At 36.2% G+C, this 24,128-nt stretch carries 19 protein-coding genes; 9 read left to right on the top strand and 10 right to left on the bottom strand.

The window, feature by feature from the left end:
* Positions 1-421 precede the first annotated feature (421 nt).
* Both PUH65_RS05415 and PUH65_RS05410 read right to left on the bottom strand, forming a co-directional pair.
* Positions 422-7,630: a T9SS type B sorting domain-containing protein gene (locus PUH65_RS05415; protein ID WP_305518788.1), complete on the bottom strand. Its 7,209-nt coding sequence runs from the start codon at positions 7,628-7,630 to the stop codon at positions 422-424.
* Positions 7,631-7,950: 320 nt separating this feature from the next.
* Positions 7,951-8,415, bottom strand: coding sequence for an acyl-CoA thioesterase (locus tag PUH65_RS05410; protein ID WP_305518787.1), 465 nt, complete (start codon positions 8,413-8,415; stop codon positions 7,951-7,953).
* A gap of 70 nt (positions 8,416-8,485) precedes the next feature.
* Between PUH65_RS05410 and PUH65_RS05405 the strand changes: the two genes are divergently transcribed.
* The 3 genes from PUH65_RS05405 (at position 8,486) to PUH65_RS05395 (ending at position 9,765) form a co-directional block, all read left to right on the top strand.
* Complete coding sequence (locus tag PUH65_RS05405; RefSeq protein ID WP_305518786.1) at positions 8,486-8,839, top strand: arsenate reductase family protein; 354 nt, start codon at positions 8,486-8,488, stop codon at positions 8,837-8,839.
* Complete coding sequence (locus PUH65_RS05400; RefSeq protein WP_305518785.1) at positions 8,836-9,174, top strand: hypothetical protein; 339 nt, start codon at positions 8,836-8,838, stop codon at positions 9,172-9,174. Before PUH65_RS05405 ends, PUH65_RS05400 begins: the two co-directional genes overlap by 4 nt.
* A 162-nt stretch (positions 9,175-9,336) precedes the next feature.
* Positions 9,337-9,765, top strand: a complete 429-nt coding sequence (locus tag PUH65_RS05395) for an Hsp20/alpha crystallin family protein (protein ID WP_305518784.1) — start codon at positions 9,337-9,339, stop codon at positions 9,763-9,765.
* A 71-nt stretch (positions 9,766-9,836) separates the two neighbouring features.
* Here the strand turns inward: PUH65_RS05395 and gcvT are convergent, their stop codons facing one another.
* Entirely contained in the window at positions 9,837-10,916 is a 1,080-nt protein-coding gene (gene gcvT / locus PUH65_RS05390; RefSeq protein ID WP_305518783.1) for a glycine cleavage system aminomethyltransferase GcvT, read from the bottom strand.
* 222 nt (positions 10,917-11,138) lie between these two features.
* Positions 11,139-11,651 (bottom strand): isopentenyl-diphosphate Delta-isomerase, encoded by a 513-nt coding sequence (idi, locus tag PUH65_RS05385; RefSeq protein ID WP_305518782.1) that lies wholly within the window; start codon positions 11,649-11,651, stop codon positions 11,139-11,141.
* Between the two features lie 244 nt (positions 11,652-11,895).
* Between idi and PUH65_RS05380 the strand changes: the two genes are divergently transcribed.
* On the top strand, positions 11,896-12,297 hold the full coding sequence (locus tag PUH65_RS05380) for a phosphoheptose isomerase (RefSeq protein ID WP_305518893.1): 402 nt from the start codon (positions 11,896-11,898) through the stop codon (positions 12,295-12,297).
* An 8-nt stretch (positions 12,298-12,305) separates the two neighbouring features.
* On the top strand, positions 12,306-13,265 hold the full coding sequence (locus tag PUH65_RS05375; protein WP_305518780.1) for a D-2-hydroxyacid dehydrogenase: 960 nt from the start codon (positions 12,306-12,308) through the stop codon (positions 13,263-13,265).
* 69 nt (positions 13,266-13,334) lie between these two features.
* On the opposite strand, the gene mscL is transcribed toward PUH65_RS05375, so the two are convergent.
* Positions 13,335-13,709 (bottom strand): large conductance mechanosensitive channel protein MscL, encoded by a 375-nt coding sequence (mscL, locus tag PUH65_RS05370; RefSeq protein ID WP_305518779.1) that lies wholly within the window; start codon positions 13,707-13,709, stop codon positions 13,335-13,337.
* 158 nt (positions 13,710-13,867) lie between these two features.
* On the opposite strand from mscL, the gene PUH65_RS05365 reads away from it, so the two are divergent.
* Entirely contained in the window at positions 13,868-15,361 is a 1,494-nt protein-coding gene (locus PUH65_RS05365) for an NAD(P)H-hydrate dehydratase (RefSeq protein WP_305518778.1), read from the top strand.
* A gap of 53 nt (positions 15,362-15,414) precedes the next feature.
* Here the strand turns inward: PUH65_RS05365 and lgt are convergent, their stop codons facing one another.
* Both lgt and yidD read right to left on the bottom strand, forming a co-directional pair.
* Positions 15,415-16,284 (bottom strand): prolipoprotein diacylglyceryl transferase, encoded by an 870-nt coding sequence (gene lgt / locus PUH65_RS05360; protein WP_305518777.1) that lies wholly within the window; start codon positions 16,282-16,284, stop codon positions 15,415-15,417.
* Positions 16,285-16,313: 29 nt separating this feature from the next.
* Positions 16,314-16,553: a membrane protein insertion efficiency factor YidD gene (yidD, locus tag PUH65_RS05355; RefSeq protein ID WP_305518776.1), complete on the bottom strand. Its 240-nt coding sequence runs from the start codon at positions 16,551-16,553 to the stop codon at positions 16,314-16,316.
* Positions 16,554-16,686: 133 nt separating this feature from the next.
* On the opposite strand from yidD, the gene PUH65_RS05350 reads away from it, so the two are divergent.
* Both PUH65_RS05350 and PUH65_RS05345 read left to right on the top strand, forming a co-directional pair.
* Positions 16,687-17,964 carry a replication-associated recombination protein A gene (locus PUH65_RS05350; protein ID WP_305518775.1) on the top strand — a complete coding sequence of 426 codons (1,278 nt, stop codon included), beginning with the start codon at positions 16,687-16,689 and terminating at the stop codon, positions 17,962-17,964.
* 79 nt (positions 17,965-18,043) lie between these two features.
* Positions 18,044-19,975 carry a M1 family aminopeptidase gene (locus tag PUH65_RS05345; RefSeq protein WP_305518773.1) on the top strand — a complete coding sequence of 644 codons (1,932 nt, stop codon included), beginning with the start codon at positions 18,044-18,046 and terminating at the stop codon, positions 19,973-19,975.
* On the opposite strand, the gene pheA is transcribed toward PUH65_RS05345, so the two are convergent.
* The 3 genes from pheA to PUH65_RS05330 form a co-directional block, all read right to left on the bottom strand.
* Positions 19,972-20,811, bottom strand: a complete 840-nt coding sequence (gene pheA / locus PUH65_RS05340) for a prephenate dehydratase (RefSeq protein WP_305518772.1) — start codon at positions 20,809-20,811, stop codon at positions 19,972-19,974. The two genes, PUH65_RS05345 and pheA, sit on opposite strands and share 4 nt — an antisense overlap.
* Positions 20,812-20,870: 59 nt before the next feature.
* Positions 20,871-22,631 (bottom strand): discoidin domain-containing protein, encoded by a 1,761-nt coding sequence (locus tag PUH65_RS05335; RefSeq protein WP_305518771.1) that lies wholly within the window; start codon positions 22,629-22,631, stop codon positions 20,871-20,873.
* A gap of 146 nt (positions 22,632-22,777) precedes the next feature.
* Positions 22,778-23,194 (bottom strand): hypothetical protein, encoded by a 417-nt coding sequence (locus PUH65_RS05330; protein WP_305518770.1) that lies wholly within the window; start codon positions 23,192-23,194, stop codon positions 22,778-22,780.
* A gap of 197 nt (positions 23,195-23,391) precedes the next feature.
* Here PUH65_RS05330 and pepE point away from each other — a divergent pair, with 197 nt between their 5' ends.
* Positions 23,392-24,084: a dipeptidase PepE gene (gene pepE, locus PUH65_RS05325; protein WP_305518769.1), complete on the top strand. Its 693-nt coding sequence runs from the start codon at positions 23,392-23,394 to the stop codon at positions 24,082-24,084.
* The last annotated feature ends 44 nt before the right edge of the window (positions 24,085-24,128 follow it).

The raw sequence follows: 24,128 nt of genomic DNA, 5'->3' as shown, positions 1-24,128 counted from the left end.
AAAACTCCTTTCAGAAATGAAAGGAGTTTTCTTTTTTTAAGTTTTAACTATCAAACGGAAGTGTGCTTCTATTTCACGTAAAGGATTTCTTTCAGTAAATCTTCTTGCTTGATTTGAACTTTTGATCGCATATTTCAACTTGCAAAACTTGCTATGTCTTAGATAAATCCTTTGAAAATTTTAAAGAAGATTTGTCATCATTAAAGCAAAAAAAGAATGATATAATCCCTTTGGCTTTCAAAGTTTTTTCTTTTGATGTTGCCTCAAAAAAACAAATTGAAATGTATAAACTCGCTTTAAAATGTAAATATCTTCACCTGCAACCTTCCATGATATATAAGTTCACGGCATATTTTCAGTTGCGCTTTTCACCGGTTTAAACACTTTCAAATCTCTATAGGATTATTCGGTAGCATTGCTCTTAATTTCTATTTTTGATCATCACATAACCCGATAATATTCTACCATCAGAAAGACTGATGTGATACCAATAATTACCGCTTGCTAATTTTCTACTTAAATATTCTCCATTCCAAGAGAAAGGACCTTTTACTACGCGGTCTAACACAACTGTTCCAAAACGATCAATTACTTTTACTTTAGAGCCGGGATAATTTTCTATTCCTTCTATTTTCCAGTCGTCATTGATTCCATCGCTGTTGGGTGAGAAGGCATTATTGATTTTGAAGATAGTGAACTCTTTTTCTGCAACTGCACATGGTTGCAGACCACTTCTCACGAATGCAATATGATTTCCGTTGGGAACATTATAGAAAATAGTAGAGGATTGCCAAGAGGTTCCGTCTATCGAGTACTCCAGCATTCCACTTCCCGTCGCAATAATTAGAACCATACTGTTTTCTATTTTAATGTCGGTAATTAAAGGGAAATCTACTTTTTTCACCACTACAGATTTTGTCGTGCTGCAGCCGGAAAGATTGGTAACTGTAATCTGATAAGTTCCGTTTTGATCAGCATTAATGGTTTGTTGTGAACTTATTTGCGTTCCATTAAATTTCCATACATAAGAACTTGTTCCTGTAGAATTGCCTGCATCAAGTTGTACAAAACTCTCCGGACAATATTCTGCGGTTGCCGGCAATGGGACGACTGGCGAAGCATTAAGGGGAATGGTCAGTTTTACTTTCGCTGAACATCCCGACGCTGAATTTATTTCTACAAAGAAATTATTTTGCCCAGTTTGTAAATTAAAGTTTGCAACATCGGTAATCACCTGGTTATTCTGGTTGTAATAAATATAAGTGTAAACGGCTGAATTTACGACCAAATCAGTTTCGTACTGTGTTAAATTTATTTTTTTAGTTCCATTTTCATCTGAACATAAAGGCACGGCAGTGAAGTCCGTGGCCGGAATATTTGTGATAACCAAAGATACGGTGACCGCAGTTCTCGGAACACTTTCGCAGCCTTGACTGGTTTGAGTGGCAAAGTAGGTCATTCCATTTTGAAGAAGCGTATTTCCCGGAAGAACGGTACTCCCAGAATTGCTGCTATACCATTTTATTTGACTTCCTGTGATCACCAGATTCGCCAATGTCGCATTTTGACTTGTACAAAATTCCTGAAGAGAATTTCCGGTTGGTGCGGGAGTGGCGATAATATTCACGGTTACCGGAGTTCTTTCACTTTCACACGAATTTACGGTTTGAGTTGCATAATAAGTACTGCCGTTCATCAATGGAGTAGTGCTGGAAATGGTATTTCCCAAAACTGGATTTGCATACCACTTTACATTCGTTCCCGTAACAGTAAGGTTGGCAACGGTTGCATTTTGTTGTATGCAGAAATTTTGTATAGCATTTACAGCCGGTTTTGGTGTTGGATTATTAAAAACATTTACCACTACAGAAGAGTTGATCGATTCGCAACCGAGGGAATTCTTAATTTTAAGAAGATAAGTTTTCGGCAACAAACCTTTGAAAGTATTTGAGTTTTGCCAAGTCAATCCACTATCAATACTGTAATGTGACGCACTTTCATTAATGATAATTTGGGCCGATGAATTCGAGCAGTCAATTTGTTTTACGGTTGCTGTTGGCCTTACTGGCGTATCTGCGGGAGTATTTATGGTTACTGAAACGACTCCTGATTCGCAACCTGCACTGTTTTTAACCTTCAGTTGATAGGTTCCCGGCGAAAGTTGTCCGGAATTTGAACTTGAAGAATAAGTTGCTCCATTATCAAAACTGTACAGGTGTTCCGTAGAAGTTATGGTAATATTTCCAAAAGGACTAACACAGGAAGTAGGATGCGTAACTGCAAAAAGTGGGAGTGTGGGTGCATTCGGTGATGCATCAACAGTAGCCGAAGTTGCTGGAGATGAGCAACCATTTGCATCTAACTTGATCCGGATTTGATAGGTTCCCGGAGTGAGATTTGCAGAAGCAGTGTTAACCCAAGTCGCGCCATCATCAAAACTATATAAACCTGCAGCAGAAATCACGGCTACAGTTCCCCAGGACGCTGCACATCCAGTCGGTTGAGTTACGGCAATCTGTGGAGCGTTAGGTGTGATGGGCTGCGCATTTACCGTTGCAATTCCGGCATATGAAATGCATCCTGCATTATCTTTAATCATCAAATTATATGTTCCCGGTCCTATATTAGATTTAGAATTAGAGGTGCTATAAGTAAGCCCGTTATCAAAACTATATTCTGCGGCGGTTGTTGTTATTTGTATCGTTCCTAAAGCAGTTGTACAATTTGGTTGCGTGATATTAAAGAGTGGAGCAGGCAAAGGTGCCGGAGTCGTAACCGTAGCGGTTGTCACATCTGAAATACAACCTGCGGCATTTTTTATTTTGATTTTATAATTACCGGGGAGCAAACCGCTTTTGGTATCTGAATAAATAAAAGTTAACCCATCATCAAAACTGTAGGTTGATGCAGAGGTCGTTACTGTAATTGAACCTGTAGAAACGCTGCAGGTGGGTTGTGTAACTGTTAACGCAGGTGCTGCAATGTTGATTCCTGAATTTAGGGTAACAGCAACAGCAATAGATTGGCAACTGGAACTGTTGGTTTTTATTCTGATGATATAAGTCCCTGCCCCGATATTTTTTTTCACCGGATTGGTAGTCCAGGTCGCACCATCATTAAAGGTATAACTGCTACCGGGTGTGGTAATCGTAATGCTGCCATCGGTCGCGTCACATGCGGTTGGCTGTGTTACCGTAGCCACAGGAGTGGTAGGAATCGGCGGTGCAGAATTGATGTAGGCATATGCACCTTGCGAAATACATCCAAAAGAATTTTTAATTAGAAGAGTATAACTTCCAGAATTTACGTTTGTTTTTACGGGATTGCTGGTCCAGGTCGCGCCATTATCAAAACTGTAAAGATCCGCTATCGTATTGATGAAAATGCTTCCTTTCGGTGCCGAACAGGTTGGCTGAATTGTGGTGACGCTCGGTGAATTCAAATAAAATTTATAAATTGATGCACTGGCAGATGTTGAAGTACAACCCGCAGAATTTTTGATTAAAATGTTATAATATCCGGGTGTAGGATTTAATAAAACGGGATTCGTTACCCAGGTTACTCCATTATCAAAGGAATATTGTGCTGCTTGAGAAACCACAGTTATGCTTCCGTTGTTGGTGCAAGTAGGTTGCACTACTTTGATTAAAGGACGCGATAAGTAAAAAGCATTGATGTAAATACTCATATCGTAAGGATTAGAAGTACATCCTTGTGCATTTTTAATTACAATATTAAAGGAACCCGACGATAAATTGGTCTTTTCGTTGACGGTACTCCAAGTTTGTCCACCATCAAAACTATAGGAAGAAGCACTCGTCATAATTTTTATGCTCCCTTTATTACCACAGGTTGGCTGAATAATTAAAACATCTGGTTTTGGTAAATAGTATTTAACCAAACTTAGAGATGTTCCATACGAAATTGATTTACAGCCTTGTGAGTTTTGAACCATCACATTATAATAACCATCGCTAAGATTGGTGAAAGTAGGTGAGGTGCTCCAGGTCTGGCCGCCATTAATACTATATTGGGTGGCTGGCGTTGTGATAGAGATGGTTCCACCAACGCCACAACTTGGCTGGGTACCTGTAAAACTAGGGATCGGAAGGAAGAATTCTAGCATATTTACCGAAGTATAATTTGAAGTACAGGTGCCGTTTTTAACTTTCACGTAATAATATCCCGGAGAAACATTATTTAAAACGGGTGAAGAACTCCAGGTATTCCCATTATCGAAACTGTAAGAGGTGGCTGGTGTGGTCACGGTAATTTTTCCTTTAACTCCACAGGTTGGTTGAGTAACATCCACCGTCGGACTGGCAAGGTCGGTCGTGTTCATATAAACACTAATGGTGTTTGATTTACAATTTGCGCTGTTTTTCACGACTAAATAATAACTTCCGGCAGGTAAATTGTCAAACACAGGATTGCTAGACCAGGTATATCCACCATCGATACTGTAACCAGCGGCGGTAGAAGTAAAGGTGATGTTTCCGATATTCCCACAACTGGGACTCACAGCAGTATAAGTCGGATTATCTAAATAAATTTGATTAAAATAAACGTAATTACTTTCCGACACGCAATTTTGGCTGTTCTTAACCATCACATTATAACTGGACCCGGTTAAATTATTGAAAACATTCGTTGTTACCCAGTTCGTTCCTCCATTAATACTGTAAAAACTCGCAGAGGTATTGATGGTAATGCTTCCTTTGGTGGTACAGGTTGGCTGAATTACCGTTGTTGAAGGCATCGGTAATTTTACTTCAGATAAGGAGACGCTTTGTGGGTTCGAGGTGCATCCTAAACTGTTTTTAGTCATGATTTGATAAGTTCCGGCCGGCAAACTTTTGGTGTTCGTTGTAACCCACGTAACCCCATTATCAAAAGAGTAAAAATCTGAAACACTGTTGATGATTATGTTTCCATTACTTCCACAGGTTGGTTGTACTGTAGTTATAAAAGGCAATGGCAGTGTCGGTGGATATAAATAAACCAATCTGGACACTGATTGGCATCCTGCTGCATTCTTTAATTTTATGTTGTAATTTCCTGCAGGTAGATCTTTCATATTGCTGGTTCCCCATGTCACTCCATTGTCGAAACTATAGAAATCTGCTTCTGTTTTAATGTAAACTGTTCCGTTTTCTCCACAGGTTGGCTGTATCGATTCATACTCTGGATAGGTATTCTGAAAGGTCTGCAGATAAATACTTTGAAAATAGGAAGTACAACCTAAATTATTTTTAATACCCACAGAAAAATTTCCAGACAGGATATTGGACAGAACATTTGTTGTAACCCAAGTTTGTCCACCATCGAAAGTATAAAAATCCGCGGCAGTATTAATAGTGATACTTCCAGGGACAGAACACGCCGGACTCACTACGGTATAATCGGGATTTCCTAAAGTATTACTCGATATTAAAATAACGGCTGGATTTGATATACATCCTGCAATATCTTTGGTTCTAATGGTGTACGTTCCCGGTTGTAATCCGCCTGCCACAGCATCTGTGACCCAAGTTGAACCATTGTCAAAACTATAATAAGCGGCATTACTGGTAACGGTAATTTTCCCGGTATCTCCACAAAATCTTGGTTGTTCAGAGTTAACGTTAGGATACGGGGTTAGCGATGGTACAATGGTAGCCGACTGCGCATAAGAAGTACAGCCTTTCACTGTCTTAATCAATACCTGATAAGTTCCGGGATACAATCCTGTCTTTGTGGAGTTGGTTACCCAGGTTACTCCATTATCGAAACTATATTCTGAAGCAGCCGAAGTTACTTTAATGGTTCCTGTAGAAACAAAACAAGAGGGCTGTGTAATTTCCAGAGTTGGTGTTACCGCAGTCTGACTAGGTTCTATCGATACGGTTGCAGTATTCGAACACCCAAAACTATCAGTCACGGTTACTGAATAGATCCCAATATTTGTTACCGTAATATTTTGACTGGTTTCTCCCGTACTCCACAAATAAGTGGCTCCCGAAGATGCTTTTAGTACCGTACTTCCCGAACACACATTCAGAATTCCTGAAATGGTGGCAGTGGGATTTTTAACTTCAAGATTAACAGGAATAATTTTATAACAACCTGCATCTCTCGATACTCTTATATAAATAACTGCCGAAGGTGAATTGTAAGTTGTAAAATTTGCGATCGAGTTCGTGTTGTTAAAGGCATTATCGAAATTTTTAAAGTACGTAAACGTAAGACCCGCCGTGGAATTGACGACTTGTGAATCAAAAGAGGTTAAGTTAAAATCTTCGAAACCATCGTGGTTAGTATCGCATTTTGATATTTTTGCGGTGTTCACATTTAAATTACAGTTAGAGGAGCAATTTAAAAAACTGATATCCCAGCCGTCATTTGCATCAGGGTCATTTGCAGAAGCGAAGATTTGCGTATTGCCACTACTGCCGCAACCTCCCGCAGAACCTGCCACATCAAAATCTGCCGTAACACCCACATTATAATTGCCGCTCGAAATATCTGGAAAGTTCTGTGCTAACAGTGAAAAACAGAATTTCTTATTCGCCGTATCCAAAGAGGAAGTCGCCGTCGTTGTATAAACCACCGCTTCAGCAGCATTATATACTTTTAACGTTAATTTTTTTAACGTTGCACTAATCCCTCCTGAATTTGGCAAAGTATAATTTCCGCAAACACTGATAGGAAGAGTGGGACAAACTGCATATAAAGGATCCAGGGTAACCGATCCTACGAAATTTTCATTGGATTGCAGCAAACAGATATCATCTACATAAGCGTACCCGAAATGTCCGCCCAGTCCGCAACGGGATGCCATGAATTCTACGGTAAACTCTTCATTATTCGGGATCGAAGAAATATCTAAAATCCCTGATTGCCAGTTCGCAGTATACAATGTTACATAGCCATATCCACCTTCTGGAACTTTGGTGAAAATACAGTTTTTCTCATCTCCAACCAAGCAAAATTCGCTGACAACTACTTTGTTTTTATCTAGGATTCGAGCCTTAAAGAAGGCCTGATTATCCGTGTGGCTGGTATCATAAACCGACTGTAAGACGGCTTTGTAATTGAATTTTAAGAAATTTTCATTATTAGTTTTGAATCTCCTTCCCTGAGCAATTGCACCGTATGTTCCGGAGTTTTCATAATTTAATTTTAGGGCATATTGATCAAATGCTTTAATGTCACCCATGTAACCATCGATAAGATTTGCCGGAACCGAGGTTGCCATTACAAAATTATTCGTCGGATTATATTGCGGAATAGCCGTGTCGCCCCAGTTTGAAATAGATTTACATTGTGTGGGTCCTGGTGGATCGCCAATGTTATAAAGAAAATTTTTAATGAAATTACTTCCGCCGATGTTCTCCACTTGCTCAAAACCACCATTGGTGCACATTTCCACGGCGGGTTGTGTCGCTTTTAACTGGTTTTTATTTTCTAACTGAATTTTCTGATTTCTTGTTTCCAGAAATTTAATTTTCTCCGCATTATCGGTGATTATTTTTCCGGATTTATTTTCGAACATTCCATTCCGCAGGTAGTTTTCGGAATCGGAGTTTTTGATTTGAGAATAAATGAATTGGTAGGTGAAAAGTAAAAAGAACAGGTAGAATTTCTTCATTCAGTAGATATTATATTCAAAAAAAAATTTCTTAAAAAAATCTTAAATGATTCTTAAAAGAAACTTAACAAATATAATTTAAAAAACCTTTATATTTTAATTTGATTAAAAGAAATTAAATAATTGTTTGATATTTTTGAAAAAACTTCAATGAGGTATGAAATAACGTTAAATCCCTATCGCATTTATAATGATAATTGTTTTCAAGGATTTAGAAATTTGAATATAAGGCAGTTGGATTAAGTAATGTTTTTAAACAAAACAATTGGTTTGAAAATCCTGTTAAATGAGTAGATGATATTTTTAAAGTTGCTTAAATTTTACATAAAAGGCTTCATCTCATCCTCAATTTTCTTTCTTAAATCCATCAGTTTAATCGCATATTTTTCCATCTGCATATCTTGCGCGGTTTTCGGTACAAACTTCGGAACTTCAACAGAATTTCCTTCATCATCAACCGCTACAAAAACAATGATACAGTGTGTTTTCTTTTCGAAAGCTTTCCTTTTGATATTGCGTGAAAAAACATTGATGGCAATATGCATACTCGTTTTTCCGGTGTAAATAACTTCGGCTTCCACTTTTACAATATGTCCAATTTTAATGGGCGAATAAAACCTAATCCCACCAACATAAACGGTAACGCAATAACTGGAAGCCCAGGAACTCGCACAGGCATAACCGGCTTGGTCAATCCATTTCATTACACTTCCACCGTGAACATTACCACCATAATTTACATCGCTCGGCTCCGATATAAACTGAAAAACTGTTTTATTTTGCATAAATCTTTATTAAAACTTAAAGATATTCATTTAATTTTTAAAATCTTGAATTTATCCCTAAATTTGAAATATGCAAAAAGTATTTTACCTTAAAACCTGCGGAACGTGCACCAAGATTTTAAAGATGTTCGATCTTTCTGACTGGGAATTACGTGAATTGAAAAGTTCACCAATCACTGAAGAAGAACTGACCCAAATGTATGAACACTCAAAATCGTACGAGGCACTTTTCAGCAGAAGATCAACTCAAATAAAAGTCAGAAACATTGATGTTAAATCATTAGAAGAAAAAGATTTTAAAGAATTAATATTAGATCATTATTCGTTTCTGAAACGTCCGGTTTTCCTTACAGATAAAGAAATTTTTATTGGGAATGATAAAAAAAATATCGAAAATTTAGAACAGTTTTTTAGCGGAAAATGATAAGATTATTATTTATATTATTTTTCTCTGTAAATCTTTCAGCGCAAACGGTTTATAAAACGCCGTCCGGTTCTAAATATCATTTGTCGAGTTGCAGAATGGTGAAAAATGTTTCGTCTTCTATTACTTTAAATCAAGCGTTACGATTAGGACTTAGTTCCTGTAATATTTGTAAACCATCTTTTAGGCAAACTTTAGGAATAGTTTCAAAACCTAAAAAAACTGCGGGAGTCAATTCCTATAACAGATGTTATGCAACCACGAAATCAGGTTCGCGCTGTAAAAGAAATACCCGTATTGGAAATAATTTCTGTTTCCAACATCTACCTAACTAAGTCAATATTTCATTTTTACAAAGGAATGAATGTTAATTTTATGACTTAATGTCATTTAAATCAACAAGTTATGAAATGTTGTCTCTTAAATTCAAACGGCATTTTATTTGTGAACTTCTAGATAGATTAATCATAAATGTTTAACCCCAAAAATTAAATACAATGAATAATTTAAGCAGAAGAAACAGTTTTTTTGACGACTTTTTCACCAAAGATTTAATGGATTTTAATAGAAGACCATTTGCGGAAGATTCTTTAACCATTCCATCTGTCAACGTAAAAGAAGAGGAAAATGGATTTGAAATTCAGGTCGCCGCACCGGGAATCAAAAAACAAGATTTTAAAATTAACCTGGATCGAAATGTATTGAGTATTTCAAGTGAAAATAAATCGGAAAATGAAGAAGTAGACAAGGACGGAAAATTCACCAGAAGAGAATTTAATTACAGTTCCTTCAGCCGTTCTTTCACCTTGCCAGAAATGGTTGAAACAGACAAAATTGAGGCAACTTACGAAGATGGAATCCTAAAAGTTTCAGTACCGAAAAAAGAAATTCAATCTCCAATATTGAAAACAATTGAGATTAAATAATATTACAGTAACTCACAAAAAAAGCGACTGATTTTTCAGTCGCTTTTCTGTTTCCTATATTTCAAAATGGACTATACAAAAGGAGTCTTCACCACTTTCGCTGGAACATTTTTATTTCTAATCTGGATAAAAATATCAGAACCGACTTTGTTGTGATCAGTCGCCACATAAGCCAACCCAATTCCAATTCCTTTCATCGGACTCATCGTTCCCGAAGTCACTTTTCCGATTTCATTTCCTTCAGCATCAACCACCAAATAATCATGTCTTGGAATCGCTCTTTCCTGCATTTCAAAACCGACTAATTTCTTCGTAATACCTTCTTCTTTTTGTTTTGCAAAACGCTCTTTGTCTACAAAATCTTTATCGAATTTCGTGATCCAACCTAATCCTGCTTCAAGCGGAGATGTCGTATCATCGATATCATTTCCGTACAAACAGAACCCTTTTTCCAAACGCAAAGTATCTCTGGAAGCCAATCCACACGGTTCGATTCCAAATTCTTCACCTGCTTCAATAATAGCGTCCCAAAGTTGTAGAGCATCTTCATTCTTAAAATAAATTTCAAAACCGCCACTTCCGGTATAACCTGTATTCGAAATAATAACGTCAGAAACTCCCGCAACCGTTCCCACTGAAAAGTGGTAATACGGCATATCAGAAAGATTCACGTCCGTTATTTTTTGCAAAGTTTCCGTCGCTTTCGGACCTTGAATTGCCAGCAAAGACATTTCATCTGATGCATTGGTTAATTTCGCTCCAAATTTTTCATTATGTTTCGAAATGTGCGCCCAGTCTTTTTCAATATTCGAAGCATTTACCACCACAAAATATTTTTCATCAGACATTTTGTAAACGATTAAATCATCAACAATTCCACCATTTCCGTTCGGTAAACACGTATACTGCGCCTTTCCATCTTCGAGTGTATTTACATTATTTGTCCCAACATACTGCAGCAAATCTTTTGCAGCAGGACCTTCTACGAAAAACTGACCCATGTGTGAAACATCAAAAACGCCCACTTTCTCACGAACCGCAAAATGTTCCTGCGTTACGCCAGCATATTGCACGGGCATTTCAAAACCTGCAAAAGGCACCATTTTCGCACCAAGCGACACATGTTTGTCAAATAAAGAAGTTCTTTTCATATTTTCTTTTTATTAATTTATTTTTTTAGGAGCAACCCAATTTTCGCTTTTTTCAAAACCCATCCCGCTGTCCGTTATATCCACTCACCGCTGTCGCGGATTCGTGGGATGCCACTTCCATCGGGGCTATAATAATTTTTCGTTTCTCTTTCGAAGGATTTTTGTAGAAGATTTATTGAGTTCTTGTGTAATTGAGTTCAACAAATTACCTTCAACTATCAACTACAACCTGTCCTTATATTCCCCCAGAATAATCTTAAACCATTCTGTAAAGTTTTCCGGATTCGATTCCATTTCTGCATCCAGCGCTTCCATGGTAATATATCTGATTTCCGAAACTTCTTCTTCATTCAAAGAAAATTCTCCGTCATAATTTCCCGTAAAAACGTGGTCGAGTTCATGTTCCCAAAGATTTCCGCCAACATCTGCTTTATAAATGAAGTGAAATTTTGGAGTGAGTTCCATTCCTTCAATTCCCAACTCTTCTTTTAATCTGCGTTGAGCGGCTTCAAGATAAGTTTCACCATCTCTTGGGTGAGAACAAACTGCATTCGTCCACTGATTGGGGGAATGGTATTTTTCGGCGGCTCTTTTTTGTAAGAGCACTTCTCCTTTTTCATTAAACAAAAAAACAGAAAAAGCACGATGCAAAAGACCGTTTTCGTGCGCCTGCATTTTATCCATTAAACCCAAAACCTCATCTTTTTCCGAGATTAAAACTACTTGTTCTTCCATCCTCACAAAATTAAGATTAATAAATCTATTGGGGAAATATTTAACTCCAATTTAACCTTCAAAAAAAGGAAAAATCAGGACTCAATTTTTCCAGAATAGACTGAATTAGAGATTCTTTAAAACTGATTTTAGCTACAGGAAATGACAGTAAACAAAAGAAAAAGCCTCAATGCATAATGATTGAGATGATTTAATAGTCTGAAAATCAATGAAATTTTGTAATTTTGCATCTTAAATTTTGATGATGGAATTAGAATATAAAGATCATGTGAGCCCAATGCTGAAAGGCGATGTTAAGAATTACCTAATCGATATCGATGGTACAATTACCGATGATGTTCCCAACGAGGAACCGGAAAGAATGGTGGATTGTGTGCCGTATTTAGATGCCTTAGAAACAATCAACCGCTGGTACGATCAAGGTCATATCATTTGTTTCTTCACCTCCAGAACCGAAAATTTAAAACAGATTACTATCGACTGGCTCGATAAACATGGTTTCAAGTACCACAGCGTTTTGTGTGGGAAACCACGCGGTGGAAATTATCATTGGATTGATAATCATATTGTTAAGGCGACAAGGTACAAAGGTAAATTTACAGATTTAGTAGAGAAAACAGAAACGATTGAGGTTTTTAACGATTAAAATATAGGATGAAGATATTAGCAAATGACGGTTTAGATCAATCAGGTATTGATGCTTTGACAGAAAAAGGTTTCGAAGTAATTACAACTAAAGTTCCACAGGAGTTTTTAGCGGATTTTATCAATGGTCATCAGATAAGGACACTATTGGTAAGGAGCGCAACGGAGGTTAGAAAAGATTTGATTGATGCTTGCCAGAGTTTGGATATCATCGGACGTGGTGGAGTAGGAATGGATAATATCGATGTGGATTACGCCCGTTCGAAAAATATTCATGTCATCAATACACCGGCGGCTTCTTCGGCTTCTGTAGCAGAACTGGTTTTTGCGCATTTGTTTAGTGGCGCAAGATTTTTGCAGGATTCGAATCGCAAAATGCCTTTGGTTGGCGATACCCAATTTAACAAACTTAAAAAATCCTACGAAAAAGGAATGGAACTTCGTGGCAAAACCATCGGTATTGTCGGTATGGGAAGAATCGGCCAGGAAGTTGCCAGAATTGCTTTAGGTTTAGGAATGCGTGTTATTGCCGCAGATAATAATATCGGGAGAGCCAGTATAAAAGTGAAGTTTTATAACAACCAATTTATCAACGTTGATATCGAAACAGAACCTTTGGGAGATGTTTTGAAACATGCAGACTTTATTACCCTTCACGTTCCGGCGCAAAAAGATGGTTGCATGATTGGTGCGGCAGAATTTATAAAAATGAAAAATGGGGCAGTGATTGTAAATTGCAGCCGAGGTGGTGTTATCGATGAACAAGCCTTGATTGATGCGCTTGACTGTGGCAAGATTGCGTTTGCAGGTTTAGATGTTTTTACCAATGAACCAACACCTTCGAAAGAAATACTGAACCATCCCAAGATTTCACTAACTCCGCACACGGGTGCAAGTACAGTGGAAGCGCAAGACCGAATCGGACTTTCGTTAGCAGAGCAAATCTGCAGTATTTTACAGACCTACTAGAAAAATTAATTTCGCAATAAATAAAAAGACGCACTGAAAAGTGCGTCTTTGTTCATTAATAAAGAAAAACTATGGTCTGTTTTTCAATAAGTCTCTGATTTCTGTTAATAATACTTGATCATCAGTTGGTCCAGCTGGTGCAACTTCTGCAGGTTTGTTTACTTTGCTTACTGCTTTGATTACTATAAACAAAACAATTGCAATAATCAAGAAACTAATAACTGCAGAAAGGAAATTACCATATTTCACTCCGTGCCACATCAATTCAGAAATGTTTTTTAGGTTTGCAGCTTCCAAAGCAGGATTCAGCAATAATGGAGTAATTACGTCATCTACAAAAGAAGAAATAATTTTACCAAATGCACCACCGATAATTACAGCTACAGCCAAATCGACTACATTCCCTTTGAATGCAAAATCTTTAAATTCTTGTACTAATCCCATAATTTTATGTTTTAATTTTTAATAGAGTAAAAATAGTTAATTAAATTATAAAATTTAGAATTAATCCGCAAAATTAACCCTTGCTATAATAGAATTTGATAAAATTATCATACGATGTAAATTTTCATTAATTTTATATAGAATAATAATTTGACGAAATGAAAATTTTTTCAGCCCTCCAAATTAAAAAATGGTATGCTTTTACCATTTTAAATAACCCAATCTCTTCCTTACAGTTAATGGAGATTGCGGCAGATTACTGTGTGGACTGGCTTTTGAAAAAATATGAAACGAAGAATTCTTTTTCTGTTTTCTGTGGTAATGGAAATAATGGTGGAGATGGTTTTGCAATCGTGAGATTATTATATCAGAAAGGCTTTAATGTCATTGTGTTCACAGATCAGAATCAAAATTTTTCAACTGATGCTTTGGCCAATTTTGAAAGGTGCAAAGAGATTTCAGGAATTGATGTTTTGGATTTTGAGCAGGTCAAAGGTTTTTGTTTTAATGAAAATACAGTTATTGTAGATGCTATTTTTGGAATTGGATTAAATCGAAATATTGAAGGAGAAGCAGCAAAAGTAATTTCCATTCTTAATGATTTAAACTTTGCGAAAGTTGCGATCGATATTCCATCAGGATTAAAGGCGGATGAAATGACCGATGAAAATGCGATAGTTTTTAAAGCAGATGAAACTTTGACTTTTCAAACCTGGAAAAAATCTTTTCTTCATCCAGAATCTGGCGTCTTTTGTGGCGGAATTCATGTATTTGATATTGGTTTAAATAAAGAGTTTCAGGTTAATGAATTAACAAGCAATTTCATCATCGAAGATTCATTGATCCAAGAAATTTATAAACCCAGAAACGAATTTTCTCACAAAGGAATTTATGGCAAAACAACCATCGTTGCCGGAAGTTACGGTAAAACAGGAGCAGCAGTCCTGTCTACTATAGCAGCATTACGTTCTGGAAGCGGATTAACATTTATTCTAGCACCAAAATGCGGTTATGAAATTTTACAAACTAATTGTCCGGAAGCAATGTTTATTTCTGGCGGTGAAAACGAAATCATCAATTTTGCAGTTGAAGAAAATTCAAGATTGGGAATCGGTCCAGGTTTAGGAACTCATTCTCAAACAGAATCTTCTTTTTTGCAATTTTTGAAATATTATGAAAAACCATTAGTATTAGATGCAGACGCTTTAAATATAATTTCCACCAATTCAGATCGATTAAAGCTAATTCCAAAAAAATCAATCATCACACCTCATCCAAAAGAATTTGAACGGCTTTTCGGAAAGACAGCAAACTCCTTTGAGCGCTTAAATCTTGCCCGACAGAAAGCACAGGAATTACAAATTTACATCGTCTTAAAAGATCATCATACTCAAATTATTACACCTGATAATCAGGTTTATTATAATATTACCGGAAATTCGGGAATGGCAAAAGGCGGAAGTGGAGATGCTTTATTAGGAATTATCACTTCACTTTTAGCTCAGAATTATTCACCAGAACATGCAGCGATTTTTGGAGTATGGCTTCATGGGAAAGCCGGTGATTTCGCCGCAGAAAAGTTTTCAAAAGAAGCCATGTTGCCATCCGATTTAATTAATGAATTGGGAACAGTTTTCAAATCTTTAAATTAAAAAAAATCCCTTCAAAAAATTGAAGGGATTTAGTTATCAATAAAATTTTAAATCTATTCTGGTTTCTCGTTTTCTTCTTCCGTTAATGGTCGGTTTTTCGAGGTAAACATAATAACGAATCCCGCCAGCATAAAGGGAATGGAAAGAACTTGTCCTGTGTTTAATCCAGCGATATGAATAAATTCATCACCTTGTGGCTCTTTGAGGAATTCTACAAAGAAACGAATCGCCCAAAGGATGATAAAAAACAATCCGAATAACCAACCTTGCTGGTATTTTTTGCGTGTGTATCGGTATAGAATCCACAATAAAATAAAGAGTAAAAAATAACCTCCTGCTTCAAATAACTGAGTCGGATAACGGGGAACAATTGCTCCGTATTCTGAACTTTGCTGCGGAAATAAAATAGCAAACGGAGAATTTTCCGGTGCTGGTTTTCCGATAATTTCAGAATTAAAAAAGTTTCCCATTCTTACAAAAGCGCCGCCTAAAGCAACTGGAATTCCGATTCGATCATAGACCCAAAACGGATTTTTCTTAATGATTTTTATACTGTAATATAAAGTAGTAAATATTAAAGCGATGGTTGCTCCGTGACTCGCCAATCCAGAAAATCCGGTGAATTCAACATGTGGTTTTGTGCGAATCGGTAAAAATACAGACCAGAAATCTTCTTTGAAAAGTTCGGGCTGATAAAAAATAACGTGTCCCAATCGTGCTCCTAATATCGTTCCGATTAAAGTCCAGGTAAAAAGGGGTTCTACATATTTTAAGTTAACATTATCGATTTTATAGATTTTAGTCATGATATAATAACCTAATCCAAAAGCGAAAATAAACATTAAACTATAGTAATGAAGGGTAACTGGTCCTAAAGGAATTCCTGTGGACGGATCCCAGGTCGAATATAAAAAAGTCAGCATATTATTGAATTCAAAAATTTAAATGATTATTAATGTTTACATTTTGGGGGAACAGGATCATAACCCTCGCCGCCCCACGGATGACATCTTGCAATTCTTTTTGAGCCTAGCCATAAGCCTTTAATCGGGCCGTGAACTTTCAGTGCTTCTATCATATAATGAGAGCACGTTGGTTCGTAACGACAGTTTTTTGGCAATAACGGTGAGATGAACCACTGATAAATTTTTATCAGTACAACCAAAGGAAATGTGATGATTTTGTTAAACATTGCGTTGCAAAAATAACTAAATAGTTTAAATTTGCTTTAAGTTTATGTTTAAAGTTACTATACTATCAATTAAGTATCTTTGATTTTTAAATTTGAATGCATTATTTTTTGTACAAAACTTCAATTTTCTATCTTGAATTCTAATTCTCCACTTGCCGAAAGACTGCGACCAAAAACTTTAGATCAGGTTTTGGGACAGGAACATTTGACCGGCAAAAACGGTCCGATTCGCAAAATGCTGGAGAATGATACTTTAAACTCTCTATTATTTTGGGGACCGCCCGGAACTGGTAAAACAACTTTAGCAGAAATAATTTCTGAAACGTCGGGTAGAAAATTCTATAAACTTTCCGCTGTTTCCAGTGGGGTGAAGGATGTTAGAGAAATTATTGAAGAAGCAAAAAAACAAAACCTCTTTTCTGGAAAATCACCCATTTTATTTATTGATGAAATTCACCGGTTTAATAAATCTCAGCAGGATTCATTGCTTCATGCCGTAGAAAAAGGCTGGATTGTTTTAATGGGCGCGACTACGGAGAATCCGAGTTTTGAAGTGGTTTCCGCGTTGTTATCTCGCTCGCAAGTGTATGTTTTAAAGAGTTTGGATTATGAAAAATTAGAACAACTCATCGCGATATCTTTAAATAAATACAATGAAGAGGAGCATACTGATTTCAATATAAAAGATAAAGAAGCCTTGATTCAATATTCTGGTGGCGACGCGCGGAAGTTGATCAATGCTGTAGAAAATGTTTTGAATCAATTTAAAAATTCTGATAAAAAGGAAATTGTTAATGAAGATGTACTTTCTGTTTTGCAGGAAACGATGGCGCTTTATGACAAAAATGGTGAACAGCATTACGATATAATTTCTGCGTTCATTAAATCAATGCGGGGTTCGGATCCGAATGGTGCCGTTTATTGGTTAGCGAGAATGTTGGTTGGTGGCGAGGATATTAAATTCATTGCCAGAAGAATGTTGATTTTAGCCTCAGAAGATATTGGTTTGGCCAATCCAAATGCCTTGGTGATGGCGAACAATTGTTTTCAGGCAATCAACGTAATTGGAAATCCTGAAGCCCGGATTATTTTGAGTCAAACTGCGGTTTATTTAGCGGTTTCGCCAAAAAGTAATTCTACTTATTTAGCCATAAATGATGCGATTTCAAAGGTGAAACAATCCGGAAACCTTCCCGTTCCATTACATTTGAGAAACGCACCAACGAAATTAATGAAGGATTTGAATTACGGAAAAGATTACGATTACGCTCATTCTCACGAGGGGAATTTCGTGGATTTAGAATTTCTTCCGGAAGAATTGAAAGGAACTTCTTTCTATAAACCAGGCAATAATTCTACCGAAAATAAAATTGCCGATCAACTCAAAAAGAAGTGGAAGGATAAATATTGATCCACCACATTATTAAATTTATAGAAATAATTTACTGACTCTCAGGCTTTTTAATTATCTTTAAATTAAATTGATAAGCATGAGAAATTTTTATTCTATACTAATTCTTCTAATTTTTTTCTCAAGATTTACGGCGCAACAAACGCTTGAACATCAGTCATTGATTGAAAGAGAATTGAGTTCTTATCAAAAAAAGTCCGATTTCAATATCAATCCAAATACCTTAAATTACGATCTTCAATATCAACGAATGGAGGTGAGCCTTGATCCAGCCGTGACTTATATTTCCGGCTCTGTCACTTCTCATTTTTTGTCAAAGGAATCGATGTCCGCAATTTACTTTGATTTTACAGATCAGATTCCAGTTTCAGAAGTTACTTATCATGGTTTGTCGCTGGCTTTTCAACAACTTTCTACCAAGGAATTAAAAATCGATTTTCCCAATTCGATTCCAAACAATACTGTAGATTCACTGACGATTCATTATTCCGGAGTTCCAGATAATATTGGGCGAACCTATTTTTATGTCGGACAGCAAAATGGCTCGCCGGTTTTATCGACGCTTTCTGAACCTTATGGAGCGCAAAACTGGTTTCCTACCAAGCAAAGTATGAATGATAAAATCGACCATTTCGATTTCAAAATTACGACTCCAGATCAATACAGTGTTGCTGCAAATGGTTTATTAAAATCAGAAACTCTTTTAAGTGGAAATAGAAAATTAACCTTTTGGCGAACGCAATATCCGATGGCTGCTTACTTAGCAGGACTTTCGATTGGTGATTTTGTTAAGTTTAATGATACGATCGGAAATGAATCTTTTCCCTATGTTAATTATTTGTATTCGGATACAAGTACGAATCCAGCGGTTCTTGATAATCTAGAATGGACCAAAGAAGCGATGGCTATTTTAGAAACTCATTTTGGACCTTATCCTTTTGCGAATGAAAAATATGGTCACATGCAATTTGCGGTAAGCGGTGTTGGAATGGAACATCAAACCATGTCGTCTATGGATTCTTTTGGGAAAGCGGGCATTGTACACGAATTGTCGCATCAGTGGTTTGGTGATAAAATTACGTGTGGTTCCTGGAACGATGCTTGGCTGAATGAGGGTTTTGCGATTTTCTCAGAATATGTGGTCTATGAAAAAAATATGATGACTCCAACAGAATTTTTAAATCATCTGCAATTTCATCTTAATTCCATAACCAGTTTGCCTGGCGGAAGTGTTTATATTAAAGATTCAAATTTAGGAGATATTTCAACTATTTTTAATGGAAGATTAACTTATCAAAAAGGAGGTTTTGTTTTACGAATGCTGCAGTGGATTTTGGGCGATGATGAATTTTTTCAAATGATGCGGGATTATGCATCAAATCCAAATTTCGCTTATAAATATGCCACAACTGAAAACTTTAAAAATCAAATTCACACCAGTACAGGAAAAGATTTCACCGATTTTTTTAATGATTGGGTGTACGGCGAAGGATATCCAAGTTATGTGATTAAGTGGAATCAACCCATTGCAAATCAAGAGATTAATTTTTTAATATCTCAAACTCAGAGTCATTCATCCGTTAATTTTTTTGAAATGCCTTTGCCTATAAAAGTTACTGGAACGAATGGAGAAGTATTAAATTTAGTTTTAAATAATACGCAGAATAATCAGCGTTTTTCAGAAATGATCAATTTTAAAGTGGCAAGTGTTTCCTTTAATGATGAACTTCGAATTATTGAAAAAAATTCTACAGTCAATTTTGATCCTTCTTTATTAAAAACAAATTCCAGTCAAAAACAGGAAGTGCTATTATTTCCAAATCCAGTGAAGAATGAAATTAATTTTAAAGGAATTTTAACCCCAACTTCTTATAAGATTTATAGTGTTGATGGAAGGTTGATCGCAAAAGGAAATTACAATCCTGGAACATTAATTAAAGTTTCAAACCTTAAAATTGGTATTTATTTTATTAAAATTAATGATCAAATAATCAAATTCCAGAAGGATTAACTTTCTAGCAAATACTCTTTATAATGTCCCAGAAATTTTACGGTTGCCCCAATCGATTCCAGTTCTTCCAAAGCGTTTTTCGATAAAACAGGATGCCATTCGTTGGCGATATTCATAAAGAAAAAATAATTTCCCAAACCTGTTTTTAAAGTTCTACTTTCAATCTTCGAAAGGTTCATTTGTCGCCACGCAAATACAGAAAGTACTTGATGCAAACCTCCAGCGTGATCTTCGGGAAGCGTTATTAATAAAGAAGTTTTCTCAGAAGTTTTCGGAAAGTTGAGTTGCAGTAAATGATCTGTTTTCGAAATCACAATAAACTTGGTGTGATTCTGCTCAAAATCCTGAATATTGGAGTGAAGGATTTTTAACCCATATAATTTTGCAGCATAAGAATTCGCAATGGCTGCCCATTTTTCCTGAGGATTTTCTGCCACCAATTTTGCCGCTGCAGCAGTAGAGCTGAAATCACGAGTTTCTCTATTTTTAAAATGTTCGTGACGAAAATGAAAAGTTTGTCCCAACGCTTGCGGATGAGAAATAATCGTATCGAAATTCTCGTTTTCCGGATGAATCATTAAATGATGGGCAATTGGCATTACGACTTCGGTTTCAATAAAAATACCATCAAAATCATAAAGATAATCCAAGGTCATTGAAACCGTTCCTTCAATGGAGTTTTCTAAAGGAACAACTGCTTTATCAACTTCGCCATTAATCACAGCATTAAAACAATCTAAAATGCTGGATTGCGGAATAAGTTCATTTTCAGGAAAAATTTGGGAACATGCTAATTGAGTAAAACTGGCGTGCGGACCGAGGAATGCGATTTTCATAGAACAAAAATAAAAAAGGCATTCGAATAGAAGGCCTTTATTAAACTTAATTTTAAAATTTATTCAGATTTGTAAATTTCTGACCTTTCGGAAATACCGTTATTATTAAAGGCTTCAATTTGAAAGTAATATTCATCAACGCGATCTGCACCTGTAAAAAAATATTCGTTTTTGCCGTAAACCATAATGCTTCCGTATAATTTATCAGGTGATTTTCCGAAGTAAATAACGTAGCCATCTGCGTTTTGGTTTTGTTTCCATTTCATCCAGATGCTTCTTCGTTCGCCATATTTTTTTGGATCTGCTCGCAACGGAACGAAATCTTCTACTTTGCCTGGTTTTTCACCGGCACCTTTTCCGAAAACTCTAAATCCACTTAAGGCAAATTTACCTGTCGGCATTTTTAGATTTTCCATTTTTAAATATCTTGCTTTTGCGGGAGTTTCTAATTCGATATAATCATGTGGAACATCCGTCTTGTTTTTGCTTTTATCAATTAAGGTTCTCCAGTTTTTACCATCATTTGAACTGTAGATTTTGTACTGATGCATTTTGCCTAAAGTTTTCCCTTTGAATTCTGCATCTTGATCGGCGTAATTAATCTGGATGGCATTAATGGTAGAAACTTCGCCAAGATCAGTTTGAAAATATTCACCAGCATTTCCTGATTTTGCAGACCAATAGGTTTTAATGTCTTCATCTACCGCCAGGTTTGGTTGATAGCCGCCTAAGGTTGAAGAAACCTGTACTGGTTTTTGATAATTCAATAACATCCAACCCGGGAATAGTCCTTTCGTGAAATCTTTTCCCTGCGCAAATTCAGGAAGCAAAGTAGGATAGTCGCCGTAAGCGGTATTGCTATACATCACGTCATCTTTATCAAAACCTGCCGGCCAGATTCCCAGTCTTCTTTCGAAATTATTTTTAACCGAAATAAAAATGGTGGAGACATGCCAATAATTTCCGTAATTATCCTGGAAAGTTGAACCGTGTCCAGCGCCTCTTGCAAATCCACCTGGTTTATAAGAAAACGGATTGTGCTTTTGGTATTCATAACCTTCCAGTGGATTTTTGCTCACATAAATTCCATCAGCATAACCACTGAATTCCGTGGCAGGAGCACCGTATTGCATGTAATATTTTCCATTGTGTTTTGTTACCCAAGCCCCTTCAATAAAAGGTTGCAGAAAAACATTGTCATTGTATTCGCCAAATCTTTCCCAGCCGTGATCTTCCGGTTTTAATTTAATGATGGGTTTTACATATCCTTCAGACTGCATTGTTTTGGTATTGATTTCAGTTCCCAGAAGTGGCCATTCATTACTTGACCCCCAATACAAATAGAGTTTGTCTTTGTCTTCGTCATAATGAAATGCAGGATCCCAAGCACCAACTTTTAAAGTATCAACTGCAATCTTCCAGTCATCTGTTTTTGGATTAGTAGATTTCCAGATTGGGAAATCTGATTCCCAAGTGGAACCGTAAACATATAAAGTATCTTTCATCGCCCAAACTGCGGGAGCATTTAAATCGTGGGTGTATTTGTTGTCTCTCAAGAATTTCCGAGAAATGAATTTCCAGTGGAGCATATCGTCGCTGTGCCAATATCCTTCTTGGTTAGTAGAGAAAAGATAAAGGTCATCTTTAAAATTTACAATCACCGGATCTGCAGTCGCTCGGTGTTTTCCCTGTTTTGAAAATACATCAAATGGCGTGTAACCGTAATCAATATTAATAGGATTGCAGTAAGTTTTTTGTTGTGAAAACGCAATTTGAAATGTCAATAATAAAATAAAAGAGAGATTGAAACGAAAGTTCATGAAGTGCTTTTTTGAATGAGAGTAAAGGTAATGACTTAAATTTAATTTCGAAGAATTTTAATAGAACAAAGGTTGATAAAAAAATCCGCGACGTTAACAAACGGGGCGGATTTAGTATTTAAATATTGAAAGTGTTTTGTTTTTTCTTAATTCATCGATGTTTCCGAAACTGATATTTCAGGCAATGAATAAATATGAGATTTTGCACGGAGTTCTACAATTTTCTTTACGTAGTTTAAATCTTTCGCCTCGTCAATTGTCATATCTTCAAATTCATAAATTTTGACCGCTTTATTCTCTTTGAAAGATTTTGTTACGTTTTTAAATTCTTCTTCAGTTTTTACAGTAACACTTGTAATCAAATGATCTGGAGTATTATTCAGTTCTACCTTTTGAGATCCAAAAAGTCTTTCCCAGAAATTTTTCTTTACTTCCGGCGCATTATCTCGGTCGGTTCTGTAAATGATAAAATCTTGGTTTTTGATTCCTGATTTTTCTATTCCTGCGGTAACTTCTTTGATGTTTTCTTGACTTGGAAAAAGACCAACAATCGTGTAGTTCATGATAAATGTGTTTTAGTTGTTAAATTCTATGCAAATATACACTGATATTAATTTGAAAAGGCCAATATTTTAAATATTAACAGAAAGTTGACAAAAATCAGTAATATTTTTATTAATATGATAATTATCTATGAGTTCGATTTTTTAAACTCCCGAATTGATTATCTTTACCACTCGAAAAAATAAACGTTATGGAAATGAATATTCTTCTTGCTTCAACTTCTACACTTTTTGGTGGGAATTATCTGGAATATATTAAAACTGAAATTGCAGAACTTTATAAAGGAATTGATGAGATTATTTTTATTCCCTACGCAAGACCGGGAGGGATTTCGCATGGTGATTACACCAATATTGCAAAAGAGTTTTTTGCCCAACTTAATATAAATGTAAAAGGTTTGCATGAATTTCAATACCAACGACTCGCGCTTTACGATGCAAAAGCATTTTTCACGGGTGGGGGAAATACCTTTTTATTGGTAAAAAGTTTATGGGAGTTGAATCTAATGGCCGGTTTAAAAGAAAATGTAGAAAACGGAAAACCTTATTTGGGAACGAGTGCAGGTTCTAATATTGGCGGCTTGAATATGAAAACGACCAATGATATGCCGATTGTTTACCCACCTAGTTTTGACTGTATGGGTTTGGTGCCTTTTAATATTAATCCCCATTATTTAGATCCGAATCCTGATTTAAAACATAACGGAGAAACCCGCGAAACCAGAATCAAAGAATTTTTAACTCAGAATGACACCAGAGTGATTGGACTTCGGGAAGGAAACTGGATCCGTAAAATTGGAAATCGAATTACGGTAGAAGGTACTGAAATGACGAGGATTTTCGAGAAAGATAAAGAACCTTACGAGGTTGAACCTGGAACTGAGTTATAATATTCCGAACGATAAGAATTATAAAAATCTCAAGTCTGCTTTTT

It is taken from the genome of Kaistella sp. SH40-3 (genome assembly GCF_030686865.1).
In the GTDB taxonomy this organism is placed as follows: Bacteria; Bacteroidota; Bacteroidia; order Flavobacteriales; family Weeksellaceae; genus Kaistella.
The sequence above is the reverse complement of the archived record's forward strand: the minus strand, read 5'-3'. Positions and strand labels throughout refer to the sequence as shown.

Excerpts from the sequence above, each read along its gene's own strand:
- yidD (WP_305518776.1), bottom strand. The coding sequence starts at position 16,553 with ATGTTTAACAAAATCATCACATTTCCTTTGGTTGTACTGATAAAAATT.
- gcvT (WP_305518783.1), bottom strand. The coding sequence starts at position 10,916 with ATGAAAAGAACTTCTTTATTTGACAAACATGTGTCGCTTGGTGCGAAA.
- PUH65_RS05395 (WP_305518784.1), top strand. The coding sequence starts at position 9,337 with ATGAATAATTTAAGCAGAAGAAACAGTTTTTTTGACGACTTTTTCACC.
- PUH65_RS05365 (WP_305518778.1), top strand. The coding sequence starts at position 13,868 with ATGAAAATTTTTTCAGCCCTCCAAATTAAAAAATGGTATGCTTTTACC.
- PUH65_RS05345 (WP_305518773.1), top strand. The coding sequence starts at position 18,044 with ATGAGAAATTTTTATTCTATACTAATTCTTCTAATTTTTTTCTCAAGA.
- pepE (WP_305518769.1), top strand. The coding sequence starts at position 23,392 with ATGAATATTCTTCTTGCTTCAACTTCTACACTTTTTGGTGGGAATTAT.
- lgt (WP_305518777.1), bottom strand. The coding sequence starts at position 16,284 with ATGCTGACTTTTTTATATTCGACCTGGGATCCGTCCACAGGAATTCCT.
- PUH65_RS05405 (WP_305518786.1), top strand. The coding sequence starts at position 8,486 with ATGCAAAAAGTATTTTACCTTAAAACCTGCGGAACGTGCACCAAGATT.
- PUH65_RS05400 (WP_305518785.1), top strand. The coding sequence starts at position 8,836 with ATGATAAGATTATTATTTATATTATTTTTCTCTGTAAATCTTTCAGCG.
- PUH65_RS05330 (WP_305518770.1), bottom strand. The coding sequence starts at position 23,194 with ATGAACTACACGATTGTTGGTCTTTTTCCAAGTCAAGAAAACATCAAA.
- PUH65_RS05415 (WP_305518788.1), bottom strand. The coding sequence starts at position 7,630 with ATGAAGAAATTCTACCTGTTCTTTTTACTTTTCACCTACCAATTCATT.
- pheA (WP_305518772.1), bottom strand. The coding sequence starts at position 20,811 with ATGAAAATCGCATTCCTCGGTCCGCACGCCAGTTTTACTCAATTAGCA.
- PUH65_RS05375 (WP_305518780.1), top strand. The coding sequence starts at position 12,306 with ATGAAGATATTAGCAAATGACGGTTTAGATCAATCAGGTATTGATGCT.
- PUH65_RS05410 (WP_305518787.1), bottom strand. The coding sequence starts at position 8,415 with ATGCAAAATAAAACAGTTTTTCAGTTTATATCGGAGCCGAGCGATGTA.
- PUH65_RS05335 (WP_305518771.1), bottom strand. The coding sequence starts at position 22,631 with ATGAACTTTCGTTTCAATCTCTCTTTTATTTTATTATTGACATTTCAA.
- mscL (WP_305518779.1), bottom strand. The coding sequence starts at position 13,709 with ATGGGATTAGTACAAGAATTTAAAGATTTTGCATTCAAAGGGAATGTA.
- idi (WP_305518782.1), bottom strand. The coding sequence starts at position 11,651 with ATGGAAGAACAAGTAGTTTTAATCTCGGAAAAAGATGAGGTTTTGGGT.
- PUH65_RS05380 (WP_305518893.1), top strand. The coding sequence starts at position 11,896 with ATGGAATTAGAATATAAAGATCATGTGAGCCCAATGCTGAAAGGCGAT.